This window comes from Cellulosimicrobium sp. NPDC057127 (assembly GCF_042670945.1).
GTDB lineage: Bacteria > Actinomycetota > Actinomycetes > Actinomycetales > Cellulomonadaceae > Cellulosimicrobium.
Map to the genome: position 1 here is coordinate 82,016 of NZ_JBHUUP010000015.1, position 20,383 is coordinate 102,398.

Annotated in this window: 16 protein-coding genes; 12 read left to right on the plus strand and 4 right to left on the minus strand. The window is 75.6% G+C overall.

Annotation, left to right across the window (positions count from 1 at the left end):
• The first annotated feature begins 8 nt into the window (after positions 1-8).
• Genes pdhA through ACFTZA_RS14495 form a run of 3 tightly spaced genes read left to right on the plus strand, consistent with a single transcriptional unit; the run spans position 9 to position 3,665 of the window.
• Positions 9-1,178 (plus strand): pyruvate dehydrogenase (acetyl-transferring) E1 component subunit alpha, encoded by a 1,170-nt coding sequence (pdhA, locus tag ACFTZA_RS14485; RefSeq protein WP_378196184.1) that lies wholly within the window; start codon positions 9-11, stop codon positions 1,176-1,178.
• Positions 1,175-2,188: an alpha-ketoacid dehydrogenase subunit beta gene (locus ACFTZA_RS14490; RefSeq protein WP_378196187.1), complete on the plus strand. Its 1,014-nt coding sequence runs from the start codon at positions 1,175-1,177 to the stop codon at positions 2,186-2,188. The genes pdhA and ACFTZA_RS14490 overlap by 4 nt, the downstream gene beginning before the upstream one ends.
• A 31-nt stretch (positions 2,189-2,219) precedes the next feature.
• Entirely contained in the window at positions 2,220-3,665 is a 1,446-nt protein-coding gene (locus tag ACFTZA_RS14495) for a dihydrolipoamide acetyltransferase family protein (protein WP_378196190.1), read from the plus strand.
• Between the two features lie 16 nt (positions 3,666-3,681).
• On the opposite strand, the gene ACFTZA_RS14500 is transcribed toward ACFTZA_RS14495, so the two are convergent.
• Positions 3,682-3,858 carry a hypothetical protein gene (locus tag ACFTZA_RS14500; protein ID WP_378196193.1) on the minus strand — a complete coding sequence of 59 codons (177 nt, stop codon included), beginning with the start codon at positions 3,856-3,858 and terminating at the stop codon, positions 3,682-3,684.
• 220 nt (positions 3,859-4,078) lie between these two features.
• Here ACFTZA_RS14500 and ACFTZA_RS14505 point away from each other — a divergent pair, with 220 nt between their 5' ends.
• The 8 genes from ACFTZA_RS14505 to ACFTZA_RS14540 all read left to right on the plus strand — a co-directional run bounded on the left by ACFTZA_RS14505 (position 4,079) and on the right by ACFTZA_RS14540 (position 16,067).
• Positions 4,079-5,548 (plus strand): MFS transporter, encoded by a 1,470-nt coding sequence (locus ACFTZA_RS14505; RefSeq protein WP_378196196.1) that lies wholly within the window; start codon positions 4,079-4,081, stop codon positions 5,546-5,548.
• A gap of 20 nt (positions 5,549-5,568) precedes the next feature.
• Complete coding sequence (locus tag ACFTZA_RS14510) at positions 5,569-7,857, plus strand: molybdopterin oxidoreductase family protein (protein ID WP_378196199.1); 2,289 nt, start codon at positions 5,569-5,571, stop codon at positions 7,855-7,857.
• Positions 7,854-9,497, plus strand: a complete 1,644-nt coding sequence (locus tag ACFTZA_RS14515) for an FAD-dependent oxidoreductase (RefSeq protein WP_378196202.1) — start codon at positions 7,854-7,856, stop codon at positions 9,495-9,497. The genes ACFTZA_RS14510 and ACFTZA_RS14515 overlap by 4 nt, the downstream gene beginning before the upstream one ends.
• Before the next feature lie 142 nt (positions 9,498-9,639).
• Complete coding sequence (gene nirB, locus ACFTZA_RS14520) at positions 9,640-12,315, plus strand: nitrite reductase large subunit NirB (RefSeq protein ID WP_378196255.1); 2,676 nt, start codon at positions 9,640-9,642, stop codon at positions 12,313-12,315.
• Positions 12,312-12,719: a nitrite reductase small subunit NirD gene (gene nirD, locus ACFTZA_RS14525; RefSeq protein WP_378196205.1), complete on the plus strand. Its 408-nt coding sequence runs from the start codon at positions 12,312-12,314 to the stop codon at positions 12,717-12,719. Before nirB ends, nirD begins: the two co-directional genes overlap by 4 nt.
• Positions 12,716-14,041, plus strand: coding sequence for a uroporphyrinogen-III C-methyltransferase (cobA, locus tag ACFTZA_RS14530; RefSeq protein ID WP_378196209.1), 1,326 nt, complete (start codon positions 12,716-12,718; stop codon positions 14,039-14,041). Before nirD ends, cobA begins: the two co-directional genes overlap by 4 nt.
• A 59-nt stretch (positions 14,042-14,100) precedes the next feature.
• The gene (locus tag ACFTZA_RS14535) at positions 14,101-15,192 is read left to right on the plus strand and encodes a uroporphyrinogen-III synthase (RefSeq protein WP_378196258.1); all 1,092 of its coding nucleotides are present in this window, start codon (positions 14,101-14,103) and stop codon (positions 15,190-15,192) included.
• The gene (locus ACFTZA_RS14540) at positions 15,189-16,067 is read left to right on the plus strand and encodes a sirohydrochlorin chelatase (RefSeq protein ID WP_378196212.1); all 879 of its coding nucleotides are present in this window, start codon (positions 15,189-15,191) and stop codon (positions 16,065-16,067) included. Before ACFTZA_RS14535 ends, ACFTZA_RS14540 begins: the two co-directional genes overlap by 4 nt.
• Before the next feature lie 52 nt (positions 16,068-16,119).
• Here ACFTZA_RS14540 and ACFTZA_RS14545 read toward each other — a convergent pair whose 3' ends face one another.
• Positions 16,120-17,574: an MFS transporter gene (locus ACFTZA_RS14545; RefSeq protein WP_378196215.1), complete on the minus strand. Its 1,455-nt coding sequence runs from the start codon at positions 17,572-17,574 to the stop codon at positions 16,120-16,122.
• A 180-nt stretch (positions 17,575-17,754) separates the two neighbouring features.
• Here ACFTZA_RS14545 and soxR point away from each other — a divergent pair, with 180 nt between their 5' ends.
• A complete protein-coding gene (gene soxR, locus ACFTZA_RS14550) occupies positions 17,755-18,228 on the plus strand; it encodes a redox-sensitive transcriptional activator SoxR (protein ID WP_378196218.1) in 474 nt (157 codons plus the stop codon).
• Positions 18,229-18,246: 18 nt separating this feature from the next.
• On the opposite strand, the gene ACFTZA_RS14555 is transcribed toward soxR, so the two are convergent.
• Both ACFTZA_RS14555 and ACFTZA_RS14560 read right to left on the minus strand, forming a co-directional pair.
• Positions 18,247-19,296, minus strand: coding sequence for a hypothetical protein (locus tag ACFTZA_RS14555; RefSeq protein WP_378196221.1), 1,050 nt, complete (start codon positions 19,294-19,296; stop codon positions 18,247-18,249).
• Positions 19,293-20,378 carry a VWA domain-containing protein gene (locus tag ACFTZA_RS14560; protein WP_378196224.1) on the minus strand — a complete coding sequence of 362 codons (1,086 nt, stop codon included), beginning with the start codon at positions 20,376-20,378 and terminating at the stop codon, positions 19,293-19,295. Before ACFTZA_RS14560 ends, ACFTZA_RS14555 begins: the two co-directional genes overlap by 4 nt.
• Between the last annotated feature and the right edge of the window lie 5 nt (positions 20,379-20,383).

Genomic DNA, 20,383 nt, shown 5'->3' on the forward strand with positions numbered 1-20,383 from the left:
GAGAACGCGTGAGCGAGACCGCGAGCACGCCCCCGGACCTTCCCGACGTGAGCGGCGGGCCCGACGACGCACCCCTCCTCCAGCTCGTCACACCGGCGGGCGCGCGCGTCACCACGCCGGAGACCGACGCCTACCGCGAGCGCGTCGCCCACCTCGACGGCGCGGCGCTGCGCAGCCTGTACCGCGACATGGTGCTCACGCGCCGCTTCGACGACGAGGCGACGTCGCTCCAGCGCCAGGGCGAGCTCGGGCTCTTCGCGCAGTCGAAGGGCCAGGAGGCCGCGCAGATCGGCTCCGGCCGGGCGCTGGCCCCGCAGGACTACGTGTTCCCCTCCTACCGCGAGCACGGGGTGTCGCACGTGCGCGGGATCGACACGGTCGACCGCCTGCGCCTGTTCCGCGGCGTCGACCACGGCGGCTGGGACCCGACCGTGCACAACGTGCACCTGTACACCCTCGTCATCGGGTCGCACGCGCTGCACGCGACCGGCTACGCGATGGGCGTCCAGCGCGACGGGCTCGTCGGCACCGGCGACGCGGCGCGGGACACCGCCGTCGTCGCGTACTTCGGCGACGGTGCGACGTCGCAGGGCGACGTCAACGAGGCGCTCGTGTTCGCGGCCGTGAACAACGCCCCGGTCGTCTTCTTCTGCCAGAACAACCAGTGGGCGATCTCCGAGCCGACGAGCAAGCAGACCCGCGTGCCGCTGTACCGCCGCGGCGGCGGGTTCGGCATCCCCAGCGTCCGCGTCGACGGCAACGACGTGCTCGCCTGCTACGCCGTGACGGCCGAGGCGCTCGAGCGCGCCCGCTCCGGCGGCGGCCCGACGTTCGTCGAGGCGTTCACGTACCGCATGGGCGCGCACACGACGTCGGACGACCCGACGAAGTACCGCTCGCGGGCCCAGGAGGAGTACTGGCGCCGGCGCGACCCGATCGACCGGCTCGAGGCGCTGCTGCGCGCCGAGGACGCGTGGGACGAGGCGTTCGCCGCCGAGGTCGGGACGGAGGCCGAGGCGCTCGGCGAGCGGCTGCGCACCGAGACGCGCGCGCTCGCCGCCCCGGCCGGGGCGAGCATGTTCGAGCACGTCTACGCGACGCCGCACTCCGTCGTCGAGCGTGAGCGTGCGTGGTTCACCGAGTACGAGCAGTCGTTCGCCGAGGAGGCCGCACGATGACGACGACCGGGGTCCCCGCCGGGACGACGAAGACGCTCACGCTTGCGCGCGCGATCAACGAGGGCCTGCGCCGCGCCCTGGAGCACGACCCGAAGGTCCTGCTCATGGGCGAGGACATCGGCCCGCTCGGCGGCGTGTTCCGCGTGACGGACGGGCTGCAGAAGGACTTCGGCGAGGACCGCGTCGTCGACACGCCGCTCGCGGAGTCCGGCATCCTCGGCACCGCGATCGGCCTCGCGCTGCGCGGGTACCGGCCCGTGTGCGAGATCCAGTTCGACGGCTTCGTCTTCCCCGCGTACGACCAGATCACCACCCAGCTCGCGAAGATGGGCTACCGGTCGAGCGGGCGCCTCCAGGTCCCCGTGGTCGTGCGCATCCCCTACGGCGGCGGCATCGGCGCGGTCGAGCACCACAGCGAGAGCCCCGAGGCGCTGTTCGCGCACACGGCCGGGCTGCGCGTCGTCTCGCCGTCCACGCCGCAGGACGCGTTCACCATGATCCAGGAGGCGATCGCCTCCCCGGACCCCGTGCTCTTCTTCGAGCCGAAGGGCCGCTACTGGGAGAAGGGCGAGGTCGACCTGGGCGGTCCGGGGGAGGGCGCGGCCGTGCTCGACCGCGCGCGCGTCGTGCGCCCCGGCACCGACCTCACGCTCGTCGCCTACGGGCCGACCGTCGCGACCGCGCTGCGCGTCGCGTCCGCCGCCGAGCAGGAGGGCCGCAGCGTCGAGGTCGTCGACCTGCGTTCGATCTCGCCGCTCGACACCGCGACCGTGGTCGAGTCGGTGCGCCGGACGGGGCGCTGCGTCGTCGTCCACGAGGCGCCGAGCTACCTCGGCTCCGGGGCCGAGGTCGCGGCCCGCGTGACCGAGGAGTGCTTCTACGCGCTCGAGGCTCCCGTGCTGCGCGTGGGCGGCTTCCACACGCCGTACCCGGTGGCGAAGATCGAGCACGACTACCTGCCGGGCCTCGACCGGGTGCTCGACGCCGTGGACCGCGCGTTCGCGTACTGACGCACCCCGACCAGCACCAGGAGGACAAGCAGTGCCGACGTACGAGCAGTTCAAGCTCCCCGACGCGGGCGAGGGCCTCACCGAGGCGGAGATCGTGCACTGGCACGTCGCCGTCGGCGACCGCGTCACGGTCAACCAGACGATCGTCGAGATCGAGACGGCGAAGTCGCTCGTCGACCTGCCGTCGCCGTTCAGCGGCGTCGTGAGCGAGATCCTCGTGGCCGAGGGCACGACCGTCGAGGTCGGCGTGCCCATCGTCGTCGTCGACACGGACCCGGACGGCACCGCGCCCGCGCCCACCGCGCCGGGTGCGTCGGTGCCCGACGGCGCGGACGCGCCCGCCGCGTCGCCCGCGGCACCGGCCGCGCAGCAGGACACCCCCGCGTCGGGAGGATCCGGCTCGGTGCTCGTCGGCTATGGCACGGTCGACCCGGGCACCGCCCGCCGGCGGCGCCGCGGCGCCACCCCGGAGCCGGCCTCCGGGCCCGCCGCCGGGCCCACCCCCGAGCCCGCACCGGCCGCCCCGGCGAGCGCGCCCGCCGCTGCGCCCGTCGCCGTCGCGCACGTGCCGCTGCCCGTGCTCGCAAAGCCGCCCGTGCGCAAGCTCGCCAAGGACCTGGGCGTCGACCTCACGAGCGTCGCGGGCACCGGCCCGGGTGGGATCGTCACGCGCGAGGACGTCGTGGCGCACCACGACCAGGCGACGGCGAAGCCGCTCGCGACGTACGCGGACGACGACCAGCCGTGGCTCGCCTCGGGCACCGTCACGCCCGACGGCCGCCGCACGCGCGTGCCCGTGAAGTCGGTGCGCAAGCGCACGGCCGAGGCGATGGTCGCGAGCGCGTTCACGGCACCGCACGTCACCGTGTTCCACACCGTCGACGTCACCCGGACGATGAAGCTCGTGCGCACGCTGCGCGAGGACAAGGAGTTCGCGGACGTGCGCGTCACGCCGCTGCTCGTCGCCGCCAAGGCGCTGCTCCTCGCGGTCCGCCGCCACCCCGAGGCCAACGCGAGCTGGGACGACGAGGCGCAGGAGATCGTCTACAAGCACTACGTGAACCTCGGCATCGCCGCGGCGACGCCGCGCGGTCTCGTCGTGCCCAACATCAAGGACGCGCACCGCCTCGACCTGCACGGGCTCGCGACGGAGATCGCGGCGCTCACCGCGACCGCGCGCGCCGGCCGCACGACGCCGACGGACATGAGCGACGGCACGGTCACGATCACGAACGTCGGCGTCTTCGGCATCGACACGGGCACGCCGATCCTCAACCCGGGCGAGTCCGCGATCCTCGCGTTCGGCGCGATCCGCGAGCAGCCGTGGGTGCACAAGGGCAAGATCCGCAAGCGGTGGGTCACGCAGCTCGCGCTGAGCTTCGACCACCGCCTGATCGACGGCGAGCTCGGCGCACGCGTCCTGGCCGACGTCGCCCGCGTCCTCGAGGAGCCCGCACGGGGCCTCGTCTGGGGCTGAGCGCGGCGCGCTCCGGTCAGTCCGTCCCGGGCGCGACCTGGTCCTCGTCGTCCTCGCGCCCGGTGCGCGCGTCGGCGTCCTCGCCCTCGACGCCGAACCCGGGTGCGGCATCGGGCGCGCCGGCGCCGGGGTCGGCCGCGGCGATCTCCTCGTCGCGGGACGGGTGGGGCATGAGCGGTTCGGCCATCGACATGCTTCCTGCCTAGCACGCGGCCGCGGCGCACGCAGCGGCATCGCCGTGCGCCGTCCTCCGGTGACGCCGCCCCCGGCGCGGGAGAGCGTCGAGACCTCTCACGGCAGGCGTTCCTCCTGTGCGGAAGACCTCACACGGGGTTAACGGCGCTCGCGTCCCGTCGAAATACCGCGTTCCTAGCGTCGTGGTCACTGACCGGGACCTGCCTCTAGGAGTCGCCATGCCCGCGCCCACGAGCCCCACCACCCACGAGGGTGAGCAGTACGAGGACCGCCCCACCGGCACCGTGCCGACGCGGAGCACCACCGCGACGCTCGCCCCTAGGGCGACGACCGCCGTCGGGCGTGGGACGGAACGGCGCCGCTCGGGGCGCTGGATCGACCGCTGGGACCCGGAGGACCCCACGTTCTGGCGGGACGGCGGCCGGAAGGTCGCGTCCCGGAACCTGTGGATCTCGGTCTTCGCGGAGTTCCTCGGGTTCGCCGTGTGGGCCCTGTGGTCGATCGTCGTGCCGCAGCTGCCCGCCGCCGGCTTCGCGCTGACGGTCGACCAGCAGTTCTGGCTCATCGCGGTGCCGAGCCTCGTCGGCGCGACGCTGCGCATCCCGTACACGTTCGCCGTGCCGGTGCTCGGCGGGCGGAACTGGACCGTCGTGTCGGCGCTGCTCCTCCTGCTCCCGACGGCGGCGCTCGCGCTCGTCGTGCAGAACCCCGGGACGCCGTTCGGGCTCGTGCTCGGCGCCGCAGCGCTCGCGGGCTTCGGCGGCGGGAACTTCGCGTCGTCGATGGCGAACATCTCGTTCTTCTACCCGGAGCGGGAGAAGGGCAAGGCGCTCGGCCTGAACGCCGCGGGCGGCAACCTCGGCACCGCCGCCGTCCAGCTCGCCGTCCCGCTGGTCATCGTCGCCGGGGCCGGCATCGCGCTCGAGCGGGCCGGTCTCATGATGATCCCGTTCGTCGTCCTCGCGGCGTTCCTCGCGTGGCGTTTCATGGACAACCTGTCGACGGCGAAGGCCGATCCCCGCTCGTTCGCCGCGGCGACGCGGAACACGCACACGTGGATCATCTCGTTCCTCTACATCGGCACCTTCGGGTCGTTCATCGGGTACGCCGGCGCGTTCCCCATGCTGCTCAAGGGCCAGTTCCCGGAGGTGACGCTCTCGATCGCGTTCCTCGGCGCGCTCGTCGGGTCGGTCACGCGCCCGCTCGGCGGCATCGTCGCCGACCGCGTCGGCGGGACACGCGTGACCATCGCGTCGTACGCGGTGATGGCGCTCGGCGCGCTCGGTGCGATCCTCGCCCTGCAGAGCCACAGCTTCGCGCTGTTCTTCGGCTCGTTCCTCGTGCTGTTCGTGGCGACGGGGATCGGCAACGGCTCGACGTACCGCATGATCCCGGCCGTGTTCCAGGCGAGCGCGCTGCCGGAGGTCGCCGCGGCCGCCGACCCGGTGGAGCGCGACGCGGCCCGTGCCCGGGCGCGCAAGGCGGCGGCGGGCTGCATCGGCATCGCAGGTGCCGTCGGCGCGTTCGGCGGGTTCCTCATCCCGCGCGGGTTCGCCGCGTCGACGAGCCTCGCCGGGTCGCTCGTCCCGGCGCTGTGGACGTTCATCGCCGTCTACGCCGTCATGGCCGTCGTCGCGTGGGCCGTGTACCTGCGCAAGGGGTCGGCGCTCGCCGGCGCCGGCATCTGACGGCGCGGGAGGAGCGCAGCATGACGACCGCGACCGCGACCGCGACCGCGGCACCGGCCCGCACGCACTGCCCGTACTGCGCGCTCCAGTGCGGCATGGCGCTCACGCCGACGCCCGGGACGGCGCTGCCCGTCGACGTCGCCCCGCGCGACTTCCCGACGAACCGCGGCGGGCTGTGCCGCAAGGGCTGGACGAGCGCGGCCGTGCTGAACGCCCCCGACCGCCTCACGACGCCGCTGCTGCGCGGTCCGGACGGCGCGCTCCACCCCGCGACGTGGGACGCCGCGCTCGACGCCGTCGCCACCGGGATCGCGCGGGTGCAGGGCGCGCACGGGCGCGACGCGGTCGCCGTGTTCGGCGGCGGCGGGCTGACGAACGAGAAGGCGTACGCCCTCGGCAAGTTCGCGCGCACCGTCCTGCGCACCGCGAACATCGACTACAACGGGCGCTTCTGCATGGCGTCGGCCGCGGCGGCGGCGAACCGCGCGTTCGGCATGGACCGCGGCCTGCCGTTCCCGCTCGCGGACCTCGCCGGCGCGGAGGCCGTGCTGCTGCTCGGCTCCAACGTCGCCGAGACCATGCCGCCGTCCGTGCAGCACCTCGCGGGCGTGCGGTCGCGCGGCGGGCTCGTCGTCGTTGACCCGCGGCGCAGCGCGACCGCCGCCCTCACCGGCGAGGCCGAGCCGCGCGCGGACGTGGCGCCGGGCGCCGGGCCGGTCGGGGAGCAGGGCGTGCACCTGCAGCCCGTGCCCGGCACCGACCTCGTCGTGCTCCTCGCGCTGCTGCACGTCGTGGTCGCCGAGGGGCTCGTCGACGAGGAGTACGTCGCCGCCCGCACCACCGGGTTCGACGCCGTCCGCCGGTCCGTGGCGGCGTGGTGGCCCGAGCGGGCCGAGACGGTGTGCGGCGTCCCGGCCGAGCGGCTGCGCCACGTCGCGCGCCTGCTCGCCGCCGCGAGCCCGGTGCGCGGCGGCGCGGGGGCGTACGTGCTCACCGGGCGGGGCGTCGAGCAGTCGGCGCAGGGCACGGCGACCGTGACGGCCGCGATCGACCTCGCGCTCGCGCTCGGCCTGCCCGGCCGTGCGGGCTCCGGGTACGGGGCCGTCACCGGGCAGGGCAACGGCCAGGGCGGCAGGGAGCACGGGCAGAAGGCGGACCAGCTCCCGGGCTACCGGAAGATCGACGACCCGGCGGCGCGCGCGCACGTCGCGGCGGTCTGGGGCGTGGACCCGGCGACGCTCCCCGGCCCGGGCATGCCGGCGGTGGAGCTCCTGCGGTCGCTGGCCCCCGACCGCCGAGAAGTGAGTCCCGGCCCCGGATCGGCCGGGATCCGGGGCGGAAAGTCACTTCTCGACGTGGGCCAGGAGAAGGTCCGGCCGCGTGCGCTGCTCGTGCACGGGTCGAACGTCGTCGTGAGCGCGCCGAACGCCGACCGGGTCGTCGACGGCCTGCGCGCGCTCGACCTGCTCGTCGTGTGCGACGTCGTGCCGTCCGAGACGGCGCTGCTCGCCGACGTCGTGCTGCCCGTGACGCAGTGGGCGGAGGAGGAGGGCACCATGACGTCGCTCGAGGGGCGCGTGATCCGCCGACGCCGGGCCGTCGACCCGCCCGGCGAGGCGCGGTCCGAGCTCTGGGTGCTCGCCGAGCTCGCACGCCGCCTCGGGTCCGACGTCGCGTTCCCCACGGACCCGGCCGTCGTGTTCGACGAGCTCGCGCGCGCGTCGGCGGGCGGCGTCGCGGACTACGCGGGCCTGAGCCACGCGCGCCTCGACGCCGACGAGGCGGCCCGCGGCCCGGGGCTGTTCTGGCCCGTCCCCGCCGCGGGCCACCCCGGGACGCCGCGGGCCTTCCTCGACCGCTTCGCGACACCCGACGGCCGCGCGCGGGCGGTCGCCGTCGACCACGTCGGGCCGAGCGACGACGTGCGGCCCGACGCGCCGGTCTACCTCGTCACCGGCCGCGTGCTCGGCCACTACCAGTCCGGCGCGCAGACGCGTCGCGTCCCCGAGCTCGACCGCGCCGCCCCGGCGCCGTTCGTCGAGCTGCACCCGCTGCTGGGCGAACGCCTCGGCGTGGGCGACGGCGACCGCGTGCGGCTCACGTCGGCCCGCGGGTACGTCGAGGCGGACGCGCGCTGGACCGACCGCGTCCGCCCGGACACGGTCTTCATGCCGTTCCACTGGGGTGGCGTCGGCAGCGTCAACCGGGTGACGACCGACGCGACGGACCCGGTGTCGGGGATGCCCGAGTTCAAGGTCTGCGCGGTGGACGTCGCGATCGTCCGCGACCGTCAGGAGGTGCTCGCATGAACGGCACGGACACGACGTCGACGCGCGTGGTCGTCGTCGGCAACGGGATGGTCGGTGCGCGGTTCGCGGCCGACCTCGCGGCGCGCGACACCGCCGGCGCGTGCGAGATCACGGTGCTCGGCGCCGAGGAGTACGAGCCCTACAACCGGGTCCTGCTCAGCGACGTGGTCGCCGGGAGGACCGACGTCGCGGCGCTCACGCTCCCCGCCGCCGACGACGCACGCGTCTCCATCCGCCTCGGGACCGAGGCGCTCGCGATCGACCGCGCCGCGCGGCGCGTGGTCACCGCGGACGGCACGTACCCCTACGACGTCGTCGTGCTCGCCACGGGAGCCGCGGCCCGCGTGCCCGACGTCGCGGGCCTCACCGACCGCCCAGGCGGCCTGCCCCGCGGCGCGCACGCGCTGCGGACGCTCGACGACGCGCGCGAGATCGTCGCGGCGTCGGTCAACGCGCGGCACGCCGTCGTCGTCGGTGCGGGAGTCCTCGGCCTCGAGGTCGCGTGCGGGCTGGCGCGCCGCGGCGTCGCGGTGAGCGTCGTGCACGGCGGCGACAGCCTCATGGACCGCCAGCTCGCCACCGCCGCCGGCCGCGTCGTCGAGAGCCGCCTCGCCGGGCTCGGCGTCCGGGCGTGGACCCGCGCCGTCACCGAGCGCGTGGAGGTCGACGCGCACGGCCGGGTGCGCGGCGTCGTGCTCCGCGAGGCCGACCGTCTCGTCGAGCTCGACGCCGACCTGGTCGTCCTCGCGTGCGGGACCGTGCCCGAGACGGGGCTCGCGCGGGCCGCGGGCCTCACCGTCGACCGCGGCGTCGTCGTCGGCGACGACCTGGCGAGCCCCGACGACCCGTGCGTGCTCGCCGTCGGCGACTGCGCGCAACCGCCCGAGGGCGGGACCGGGCTCGTCGCGCAGGGGTGGGACCAGTCGCGGCGGCTCGCGGCGGCGCTCGCGGAGCGGGCCGCGGGCGTCGCGCCGTCGACCGGTGCCGGCCCGGACGGGGACGGCCCGGTGCGCGCCGCCGGCGGCACCGACGTGGTGCGGCTCAAGGCGTCGGGCCTGGACGTCGTCGCGATGGGCGTGTGCGGCACGCGCCGTCCGCCCGACCCGGCGCACCGCACGGTGACGCTGAGCGACCCGGTCGCGGGGCGGCACGTCGAGGTGGTCGTCGCGGACGGGCTGCTGGTCGGCGCCACGTGCGTCGGCGCGCCCGACGTCGGGGCCGACCTGACGGCCGCGTACACGCGCCGCGTCCCCGTCCCCTCCGACCCCGCCCAGCTGCTGCTGCGGGCGGTCGCCGCCGCGCCCGCCCCTGCCTCGACCCCGACGCGCATGCCCGACCGCACGACCGTCTGCACGTGCAACGGCGTCACGAAGGGCGAGGTCGTCGCGTGCTGGCACGACGGCGCCCGCTCGGTGGACGACGTCGCCCGGGCCACCCGCGCCACCACCGGCTGCGGCGGCTGCCGGGAGGTCGTGTGCGGCCTCGTCGACTGGCTCGCCGCCGCAGACCCGGGTGCCGCTGCGGCCGGTCCGCCCCTCGCGGACGACGGCCGGGTCGTGGTGGGCGACGTCGGGCCCGGGCCGGAGCGCGCCCGCACCGCCGGGGAGCGCCGTCTCACACGGACCACCCCGCCCGGGTGAGAAGACCGTTACGGACGGGCAACGGCCGGGGCACGGTGGCGAAACGGCCGCTCCGTAGCGTCGTGAGCACCTTCTCGCTCACCCCCAGGAGCTCGCCGTGACCGGACCTCAGACCGATCCCGCCCAGCCGGGCGCTCCCTCGATGCCGCCCCGGCACCTCGTCGTCGTCGGCGGCGGCATGGTCGCCCAGCGCCTCGTCGAGGCCCTGCGTGCCCGTGACGGCGCCGGCGCGTGGCGCATCTCGGTGTTCGCGGAGGAGCCGCGAAAGCCCTACGACCGCGTCGCCCTCACGAGCTACTTCTCGGCGCGCGACGCCGAGGAGCTCACGCTGGGCGACCCGGCGCTGTGGGACGACCCGCTCGTCACGCTGCACCGCGACTGCGCGGTGACGGAGGTCGACCGCGAGGCCCGCACCGTCACGGACCGGCTCGGCCGCGTCCACGCCTACGACGAGCTCGTGCTCGCGACCGGGTCGAACGCGTTCGTGCCGCCCATCCCGGGCAGCGACCTGCCGGGCGTGTTCGTCTACCGGACGATCGACGACGTCGCCGCCCTGCGCGGCTGGGTCGAGGAGAAGCGACGCAGCGCGACGACCGAGGGCGGCTGGGAGCGACCGGTGCGCGGCGCCGTCATCGGCGGCGGGCTCCTGGGGCTCGAGGCCGCGGGCGCGCTCCGGGCGCTCGGCGCGCAGGCGACGGTGATCCAGTTCGGCACCCACCTCATGGACGCGCAGATCGACCTCGGCGGCGGCCAGGCGCTCACGCGTCTCATCAACGACATGGGCATCGCGGTGCGGTGCGACACGGGGACGAAGGAGATGAAGGTCTCCCGTCGTACGGGCCACGTGGGGCGGCTCGACTTCGTGGACGGGGGCCGCCTCGACGTCGACGTGGTCGTGGTCGCGACGGGCGTGCGCCCCCGCGACGAGCTGGCCCGGGCGGCCGGCCTGGAGGTGGGTGCGCGCGGGGGCGCGGTCGTCGACCTCGCGTGCCGCACGGCCGACGAGCACGTCTGGGCGATCGGCGAGGTCGCGTGCATCGAGGGCCGCTGCATCGGCCTCGTCGCGCCGGGCTACGCGATGGCGGAGGTCGTGGCGGACCGGCTGCTGGGCGGCGAGGCGACGTTCCCGGGTGCGGACACCGCGACGAAGCTCAAGCTCCAGGGCGTCGACGTCGCGAGCTTCGGCGACGCGTTCGCCCGCACCGAGGGCTCGATGGAGCTCGTGTGGGCGGACCCGGTGGCGGGCGTCTACAAGAAGCTCGTGCTGTCCGACGACGCCAGGACGCTGCTCGGCGGCGTGTTCGTCGGCGACGCGACGCCGTACGCGTCGCTGCGTCCCATGCTGGGCGCGGAGCTCCCGGGCGACCCGGGCGCGTTCCTGCTCCCCGAGGGCTCGGGCGGTGGTGCACCGTCCCTCGAGCTGCCCGACGACGCGACCGTCTGCTCGTGCAACAACGTCAGCGCCGGGACCATCCGCGGCGCCGTCACCGAGCACGCGTGCACCGACCTCGCGGGCGTGAAGGTGTGCACGAAGGCCGGCACGTCGTGCGGTTCCTGCCTGCCGCTGGTCAAGAAGATCACGACGACCGAGCTCGAGCGGGCGGGCATCGAGGTGTCGAACGCGCTGTGCGAGCACTTCGAGCTCTCGCGGGCCCAGCTGTTCGACGCCGTGCGCGTCGCCGACCTGCACACGTTCAGCGAGATCATCGCGCGGTTCGGCCGGTCGGTCGTCGACGAGTCGGGCGCGACCGTCGACCCGGGGCGCGGGTGCGACATCTGCAAGCCCGTCGTCGCGTCGGTCCTCGCCTCGCTCGGCAACGGGCACATCCTCGACGGCGAGCAGGCGGCGCTCCAGGACACCAACGACCACGTCATGGCGAACATGCAGAAGGACGGCACGTACTCCGTCGTCCCGCGCATCCCCGGCGGTGAGATCACTCCGGAGGGACTGCTCGTCATCGGCCAGGTGGCCAAGGACTTCGGCCTGTACACGAAGATCACGGGCGGCCAGCGCATCGACATGTTCGGCGCCCGCATCGAGCAGCTGCCGCACATCTGGCGCCGGCTCGTCGAGCACGGCTTCGAGTCCGGCCACGCGTACGGCAAGTCGCTGCGCACCGTGAAGTCGTGCGTCGGGTCGACGTGGTGCCGGTTCGGCGTGCAGGACTCGGTGGGCATGGCCGTCGAGCTCGAGCTGCGGTACCGGGGCCTGCGCTCGCCGCACAAGATCAAGCTCGGCGTCTCGGGCTGCGCGCGCGAGTGCGCGGAGGCGCGCGGCAAGGACGTCGGCGTCATCGCGACGGACAAGGGCTGGAACGTGTACGTCGGCGGCAACGGCGGCTTCACGCCCCGGCACGCGCAGCTGCTCGCCGAGGACCTCACCTCCGAGGAGATGATCCGCGCGATCGACCGGTTCCTCATGTACTACATCCGGACCGCGGACCGCCTCCAGCGCACGGCCGCGTGGGTCGAGGACCACGAGGGCGGTCTCGAGGCGATCTGCGAGGTGATCCTCGAGGACAGCCTCGGCATCGGCGCCGACCTCGACGCCGCCATGGCCCGCCACGTCGACGACTACGAGGACGAGTGGCGCGCGGTGCTGGAGGACCCGGAGAAGCTGCGCCGGTTCGGCTCGTTCGTCAACGCGCCGGCCGAGCCGGACCCGGACCTCGCGTACGTCACCGAGCGCGGGCAGATCCGTCCTGCGACCGCCGCCGAGCGCACGGCCGCCCTCGAGGCAGCCCGCGCGTCGGGCGCCGAGCCCGTACCCGCCGGCCCCGTGGTGATCGCGGGCTCGACCCTGGAGGTCCGTCGATGAGCACCCCGACCCTCGTCCCCACCACGTGGGAGCGCGTGTGCCTGCTGCGCGACCTCGCCGTCGAGCGGGGCGCGGCGGCGCTCGTCGGCGGCGTGCAGGTGGCGCTGTTCCGGCTCCCCGACGGCACCGTACGCGCGGTGCAGCAGCGCGACCCGTTCTCGGGCGCGAACGTCATGTCGCGCGGGATCGTCGGCACCCGCGGCGGTGTACCGACGGTCGCAGGGCCGATGTACAAGCAGGTGTTCGCGCTCGAGACCGGGCGCTGCCTCGACCGCGTCGGCTTCGAGCCGGTCGACGGGCTCGCCCCGGACCTGGCGACCTGGGCGGTCGAGGTCCGCGACGGCGTCGTGCACGTGGCGGCCCGTGCCCGTGACGACGCCGCAGCCGGAGGCGGTGCGCCGTGACCACGCTGCTCGGGCTCGACCTCGCGGGCCGTACGGTGCTCGTCGCGGGCGGCGGGCCGGTCGCGGCGCGCCGTGCCCGCGCGATGTGGGCCGACGGCGCCCACGTGCGCGTCGTCGCGCCGCAGCTGTGCGAGGACCTGCACGACCTCGTCGCCGCGTGCGGCGCGCTCGGGGCGCTGCCCGCCGACGGGCCGCGCCCGGGCGGCGCGCGCGGGAGGATCACGTGGGCGCCGCGCGACGTGCGCGAGTCCGACGTGGAGGACGCGTGGCTCGTGCTCGCCGCGACCGACGACTCGGGCGCGAACCGCGAGCTCGCCGCGTGGGCCGAGGCGCGTCGCACGTGGTGCGTCAACGCCGGTGCGGCGCACGAGGGAACCGCACGCACGCCCGCGACCACTCACCAGGGCGACGTGCTGGTCGGCGTCGTCACCGATGTGTCAGCACCAGGTGCCCCCGGGGCGGCGCGTGATGCTGACACGGGCACCCTGGGCGCAGATCCCCGCCGTGTCCGCGCCGTCCGCGACGCGATCGCCGAGCACCTGCGCACGGGTGGCGCGGACAGCCGGCGGCACCGGCGCGCGCCCGGCAGCATGGGGAAGGTCGTGCTCGTGGGCGGCGGCCCCGGGGCGGTCGACCTCCTCACGCTGCGCGGCCGCCGCGCCCTCGCCGAGGCGGACGTCGTCGTCGCCGACCGGCTCGGGCCCGTGGACGTCCTGGAGGAGCTCGCCCCCGGCGTCGAGGTCATCGACGTCGGCAAGACCGCCGGCGACCACCCCGTGCCGCAGCACGAGATCAACGCGATCCTCGTCGAGCAGGCGCGGCGCGGCCGCGAGGTGGTGCGTCTCAAGGGCGGCGACCCGTTCGTCTACGGGCGCGGCGGCGAGGAGGTCCTGGCCTGCCGTGAGGCGGGAGTCCCCGTCGAGGTGGTGCCGGGCGTGTCGAGCGCGCTCAGCGTCCCGGCGCTCGCCGGTATCCCGCTGACGCACCGCGGGACGGTCGCCGCGTTCCACGTCGTCAGCGGTCACGACGGCCTCGACGAGGCGTCGCTCGTGTCGGTGCGCGATCGCACGGCTACGCTGGTCGTCCTCATGGGTGTCTCGCAGCTCGCTCGCATCACGGCCCAGGCGCTGGACGCCGGGGCCGACCCGGCGCTGCCCGTCGCCGTGGTCGAGAGCGGCTCCACGCCGCGCCAACGCGTCACGCGCGCCCCGCTCGTCGACGTCGCGGAGCGCGCCACCCAGGCCGGGGTCCGGGCCCCGGCGATCATCGTGATCGGGGACGTGGCCGCGGAGGGACGGCTCCACCCGGCGCCGCCCGCGTGAACGCCGAGCACGTCGCCGACGTCGCGGCCGCCGACGCCCGGCCTGCGCTCGGGCAGGTCATGGCAGGCTGCACGGTGCTCCTCACGGCGGACCGCCGCAAGAGCGAGCTCGCCGCCGCCCTCGAGCGGCGCGGCGCCGAGGTGCGCCACGCGCCGGCGCTCAGCATGATCCCGCACGCCGACGACGAGCAGCTCCTCGCCGGCACGCGCGACCTCGTCGAGCACCCGCCGGACGTCGTCGTCGTGACGACGGGCATCGGCTTCCGCTCGTGGGTCGAGGCCGCGGACGCGCACGGGCTCGCCGACCGGCTGCTCGAGGTGCTCGGCGGGGCGCGCATCGTCGCGCGCGGCCCGAAGGCGCGCGGCGCCATCCAGGCGGCCGGGCTCACGGCCGACTGGGTCGCGGAGTCCGAGACGTCGGCGGAGATCGCGGACGTCCTCCTCGGCGAGGGCGTCGCGGGCCTGCGGATCGCGGTGCAGCACCACGGCGCGGGCGCGGACGGCCTGGACGTCGTCTTCTCGGAGGCGGGCGCCGAGGTCGCCTCCCTCGTCGTGTACCGGTGGGGTCCGCCACCCGACCCGGAGGCGGTCCGTGCGTCGGTCGAGGCCGCGGCGTCGGGCGAGATCGACGCCGTCGTGTTCACGTCCGCCCCCGGCGCCGAGGCGTGGTTGAGCGCGGCCGAGGAGCACGAGGTGGGCCGCCTCGTCGTGAGCCGGTTCCAGGACGGGTCCATGGTCGCGGCCGCCGTCGGCCCCGTCACCGCGAAGCCGCTCGAGCACCGCGGCGTCAGCCCGCTCCAGCCGGAGCGCGGGCGTCTCGGGGCGCTCGTGCGCGCGCTCGTGGCCCACTACGAGCACGCCGAGACGGTGGCGCTCGCGACCGTCGCCGGTGCGCTGCAGATCCGCTCGCGCGTCGCGGTGCTCGACGGCGTCGTGCTGCCCCTGTCCCCGAGCGCGCTCGAGGTCCTGCGGCTCCTGGCGTCGCGGCGCGGCGAGGTCGTCACGCGCGACGACGTGCTCGACGTCCTCCCGGGCGACTCGCGCGACCCGCACGCCGCCGAGGTGGCCGTCGCCCGGCTGCGCGAGGCCACGGGGCGCCGCGACCTCGTCAAGACCGTCGTCAAGCGCGGATATCGATTGGAGCTCGCATGACCACGGAGATCCTGGCCTTCCCCTCCGGCACGCCGGGGGAGGAGGCCGCGCCCGAGGGCGCCGAGGGGGCGACGCCGGAGCCGGGCGGCGGCCCCGTGCTCGTCGGGTGCTCGCACGGCACCCACGACCTCGACGGACGTCTCGTGGTCCGCGCGCTGCTCGACGACGTGCGCGCCGCCCGACCCGACCTGGACGTGCGTGAGGCCTTCGTCGACGTGCAGGAGCCCGAGGTCGCGGACGTCGTCACGTCGGTCGTCGCACCCGAGGACGGCGAGCCGCGCGACGCGGTCGTCGTGCCGCTGCTGCTCTCCGGCGGGTTCCACGTCGGGGTGGACATCGCGGCGTCGGTCGAGGACCGTGGCCCCGGGACCGGCGACGCCGCCGCGGCGACGCCGCTCGGTCCGGACGCGCGGCTCGTGGACCTGCTCGCCGACCGCCTCGCCGAGGCCGGCGTGCGGCCGGACGACGCCGTCGTGATCGCCGCCGCCGGGTCGAGCCGCCCGGGCGCGGCGCGCGACGTCGAGGAGCTCGCCGCCGGGCTGCGCGAGCGTCACCCCGGACCGGTGACCGTGGGCTACGGCGCCATGGCGAAGCCGTCGGTGGCCGACGCCGTCGCCTCGGCGCGGGCGGGCCTCGGCACCGACGAGGGGGCTGCCGTGGACGGGGGCGCGCCGGTGGACGGGGGCGCGCCGGCGGACGACGCGCCGCGCGTCGTCGTCGCGGCCTACCTCCTCGCGCCCGGCTTCTTCCACGACCGCCTGCTCACCGCGGGGGCCGACCTCGTGACGGCGCCGCTCGCGCCGGACCCGCGGCTCACCGCGATCGTGCTCGACCGCTACGCCGACGCCGCGGCCACCCTCCCGGCCGCGAGATAGAGGTCATCCGTCGAGGTAGAGGGAAATGTCCCTCTGCCTCGGTGGGATCCCTCTACCTCGTGGTGACGAGCGGGCGCGTGCGGGGCGCGAGCAGCGCGACGCCGGCGGCGAGCGCGACCGTCACGCCGAAGCACACGACGTACGCCGTGAGGCCCAGCGAGGAGTGCAGCGCCCACAGCAGCGACCCGGTGACGGCGAGCGCCGTGGCGGCGGCGACGGCGTCGGACACCTGGAGCGCCGAGCTGTTCGCGCCCTGCTCCGCGACGGGGGAGAGCTCGAGCGTGAGCACCGAGAGCGTCGGGTGGGTCATGCCCATGCCGAGGCCCGCGAACGTCCACGCGACCATCCCGACGACGGGCGGTACCGCCGTCCACGCCAGGAGAGCGGCGCCGCCGACGCCGAGCGCGACGAGCGTGCCGCCGAGCCGGACGTATCCCGCGTGCGTGAGACCCCACGTCGCGCGGCCGCGCAGCCAGGATCCGGTCGACCACCCGACCGCGCCGAACGTCAGGACCGCGCCCGCCAGCGACGGCGAGAGGCCGCGCTCGTGCGAGAGCAGCAGGGGCAGCAGCACCTCGGCGCCGGTGAACGCGGCGGCGACGAGGCCGCGGAGCGCGATCACGCTCGGCAGGCCGCGCGCCGCGCGCGTCGTCCCGGGCGGCAGGAGGCGGGGGACCGCGACGACGACCGCCGCGAGCGAGAGGGCGAGCAGCACGACCAGTGCAGCGCCGCGGAGCTGGCCCGCGTAGTTCAGCGCACCGATCCCGACGGCGGCCACGACCGCCCACGCGAGCGACGCCTGCCGGGCGGGCCGGTCGAGGGGAGAGCCGGCGTCGGGTCCCGCGCCCTCGCCGGGGACGTCGCCGGACGACCGTGCCGCGCGCACGCCCGGCCGCATGAGGACGAGTGCCGGCACGGCGAGCACGGGGACGGCGAGGAACACCCAGCGCCAGCCGACGTGCTCGACGACGAGACCCGCGATCGCGGGGCCGACGATCGACGGGACCACCCACGCCGCGGCGAACGCGGCGAACACGCGCGGGCGGCGGTCGGTCGGGAACACCCGGGCGACGAGCACGTAGAGCGCGACGATGTAGAGCCCGGTGCCGACGCCCTGGAGCACCCGGCCGGCGACGAGCACGAGCATGTGCTGCGCGAGCCCGGCGACGAGCAGCCCACCGAGGAAGAGCCCGATGCCCGTCCACAGCGGCGTCGTCGGGCCGGCGCGGTCGCTCCAGCGTCCCGACGCCACCATGCCGACGACGCTCGACGCGAGCGACGCCGCGAACGCGAGCGTGTAGAGGGTCAGTCCGTCGAGCGCCACGGCGACGGTCGGCATCGCGGTCGCGACGGCGAGCGCCTCGAACGCGCCGAGGAACACGAACGCGACCATGCCGGACAGCACGGCGCGCTGCGTCGTCGGGGACAGGGCGGCAGGGTCGTGAGGGTCGGTGCCGGTCCTGGCGTCGACGGCGTCGTCGGACCGCGTGCGTGGTGCTGCCGTCATGGGTGCGTCCTTCCTGGGCCCTCCGGCCTGGCTCACGGTACGCCGCGGCACCTCGTGCGGGCGCGGGAATTCGGGTGCCGGAGCGGCCGTGCGAGCCCGTCGCAGGCACGCGCTGCTAGTGTCGAACCTCAACATTCGTCGAGGTCAAGCCCCGGGTGTGCCGCGGGGAGAGGGAGGGTGATGGCGCCGGACGACGCACCGGAGCCGGGCGACGAGCTCACCGTCGGCCAGCTCGCGGCACGCAGCGGCGTCGCCGTGTCCGCGCTGCACTTCTACGAGCGCCAGGGCCTCATCTCGAGCCGGCGCACACCGGGCAACCAGCGACGGTTCGCGCGCGAGACGCTGCGGCGGGTCGCGTTCGTCCGGGCGTCGCAGCGCGTCGGCATCCCGCTCGCACGCATCCGCGAGGCGCTCGAGACGCTTCCCGGCGACCGGACGCCGACGGCGAAGGACTGGCACCGGCTCTCCGCGGGGTGGCACGCCGACCTGGACGCGCGCATCGAGCAGCTGACCCGGCTGCGCGACCACCTGACCGACTGCATCGGGTGCGGGTGCCTGTCGCTGCGCCGGTGCGTGCTCGTCAACCCCCGCGACGCGCTGGGCGACGAAGGGCCCGGACCGCGCACGCTGCTCGTCGACGGTCTGGCGGACTGACGGGGCGACGCGCCGTCGTCACCAGTTCTTCGGAAGGTCCCCGCCGTCGCCGTCCTCCGGCTCGCCGCCCGTGCCCGGCTCGTCGCCGTAGAGCTCGCGGTACTCCTGCTCCTCGCGGTCGGCCTGCTCGCGCGCCTCGGAGTTCTGCTGCTCGAGCTGCTGGCGGCGCTGCTGCTCCTCCTGCTCCGCCTGGCTCTGCCCACCGTCGCCCGAGGCGTCCGACTGCTCGTCGCCCTGCCCGGGCTCGCCCTCGTCGCCGTCCTCGCCGGTCTCACCGTTCTCGCCCTGCGTGCCCTGGTTCTCCGGCTGGGACTCCTGCGCCTGCTGCTGCTTCTCCTGCAGCCGCTGCAGCGCCGCGGCGGACTGCTCCTCCTCCTCGGGCGTCTGCTCGGACTCCCCGCAGTCCGGCCAGCCCCGTACCTGCTCCGCGGTCGCGTACGACCGTTCGGCGTACTCGTACCAGTCCTGGACGTCCTGCCGGAGCTTCTCCGGGTCCACCTCGTTGCCGTCGCCGTACGGGTCGAGCACGTCCTCGTCGAACGGCAGCCCGGCCTCCCGCGCCGCGATCGCCGCCTCGACCGCCGCGAGCTCGTCCGCCTTGTCCTGCGCGTAGCCGAGGTCGTCGTCGCCCGAGAGCTCGTACGCGAGCGAGAGGTTCGTCTGGATCGCGCACCGGACCTCTGCCGACTCCCCCTCGGCGAGCCGGTACGCGCGGTCCAGCCCGTCGATCGCGTCGTACAGCGCCCACGAGTCCTGCGAGCGGGCGTTCGCCGTGCCGGCGTTGAAGTGCGCCTTCCACGGCTCGACGAGGTTGAGCGTGCGCTGCGAGCCGTACGTCCCTGCGGCGTCCCGGTGCGCCCCGGCGTCGTAGTCGGCGCGCGCGAACGACGCGACCGGGGCCAGGAACGCGAGCTTCACGCCCAGGACCACGAGCGCCAGCACCACGGGAGCCGTCACGAGGAGCCACGTCGTCCGGCGGCGCAGGCGCGCCCGCCGCAGTGCCGCTGCCTCCGCCCGCGGCGCGCGCGGGCCGCCCCAGGGCGGCGGGGGCGGGGGCACGGCGCTCATCGCCGGACCTCCGACCCGCGCGACGTCGCCCGCTCGCCCGGTGCGGGACGCACGAGGGACCGGCTCGCGGAGCGCGACCAGAACCACGCCTCGACGGCGAGCAGCGCGACCAGCCCGAGCGCGAGCGGCCACACGACCGGCCGGTGGCTCGTCACGTCGCGGCGGCCGTCGGCCGCGACCTGCTCGGGGTCGATCCCGGCGACGAGCGACGCCGTCTCCGTGGGCGCCTCACGATGCGCGTACGGGACACCGAGCTGGTCGGCGAGACCGCGCAGCGTCTCCTCGTCGAGGACCGACACCGCACGGGGTGGCTCGCCGTCCTCGCTCGGGCGTGACCAGTCGACGATGTACTCGGCGTCCTCGGGCGCGACGTCGGGGTCGTACTCCTTCATGTGACCGCCCTCCGCGGTGCCGTAGCCGAGGACCGCGCCGCCGTCGACGAGCGGTGCGAGGTCCGCGAACGAGCGGGGCTCGCCCTCGGCGGTCTGCTCGCCGTCGGACAGGAAGAACACGAGACGCATGTTCGCCGGGTGCTGCTCCGCGGAGCCGCGCAGCGCGGACGTCAGCTCCTCGAGCGGCCGGTCGGTCAGCGACCCCTGGGAGTAGCGCGTGATCTCGCGGTCGAACGTCTGGGCCCACGACGCGATCGCGCGCGTGTCGGTGGTGAGCGGGAGCTGCCGGGACGCCTGGGAGTCGAACGAGATGATCGAGTACCGCGCGCCCGGGATCGACTCCGTCAGGCTCACGATGTCGTGCCGCACGCCGTCGAGCCGCTCCTGGTCTCCCGCGGGGCCGTAGTCCTCCGCCGCCATCGACCCGGTGCGGTCCACGACGAAGAACATGTCGACGTTCGCGACCGACGTGTCGCGGTCCGTCGAGGAGACCGACGGCCCGAGGCCGATCACCGCGAGCAGCACCACGGCGCCCGTGCGCCGCACCCATGCCGCGCGCGGGGCGCCCGGGCGCACGACGCCGTCGGGCCCCCGACGACCCGCGAGCAGGGCCTGCCGCACCGTCAGGGCGAGCAGCGGCACGACGAGCAGGGCGAGGAGCCACACGGGCACCAGCGGCTGGAGGGTCACCGTGC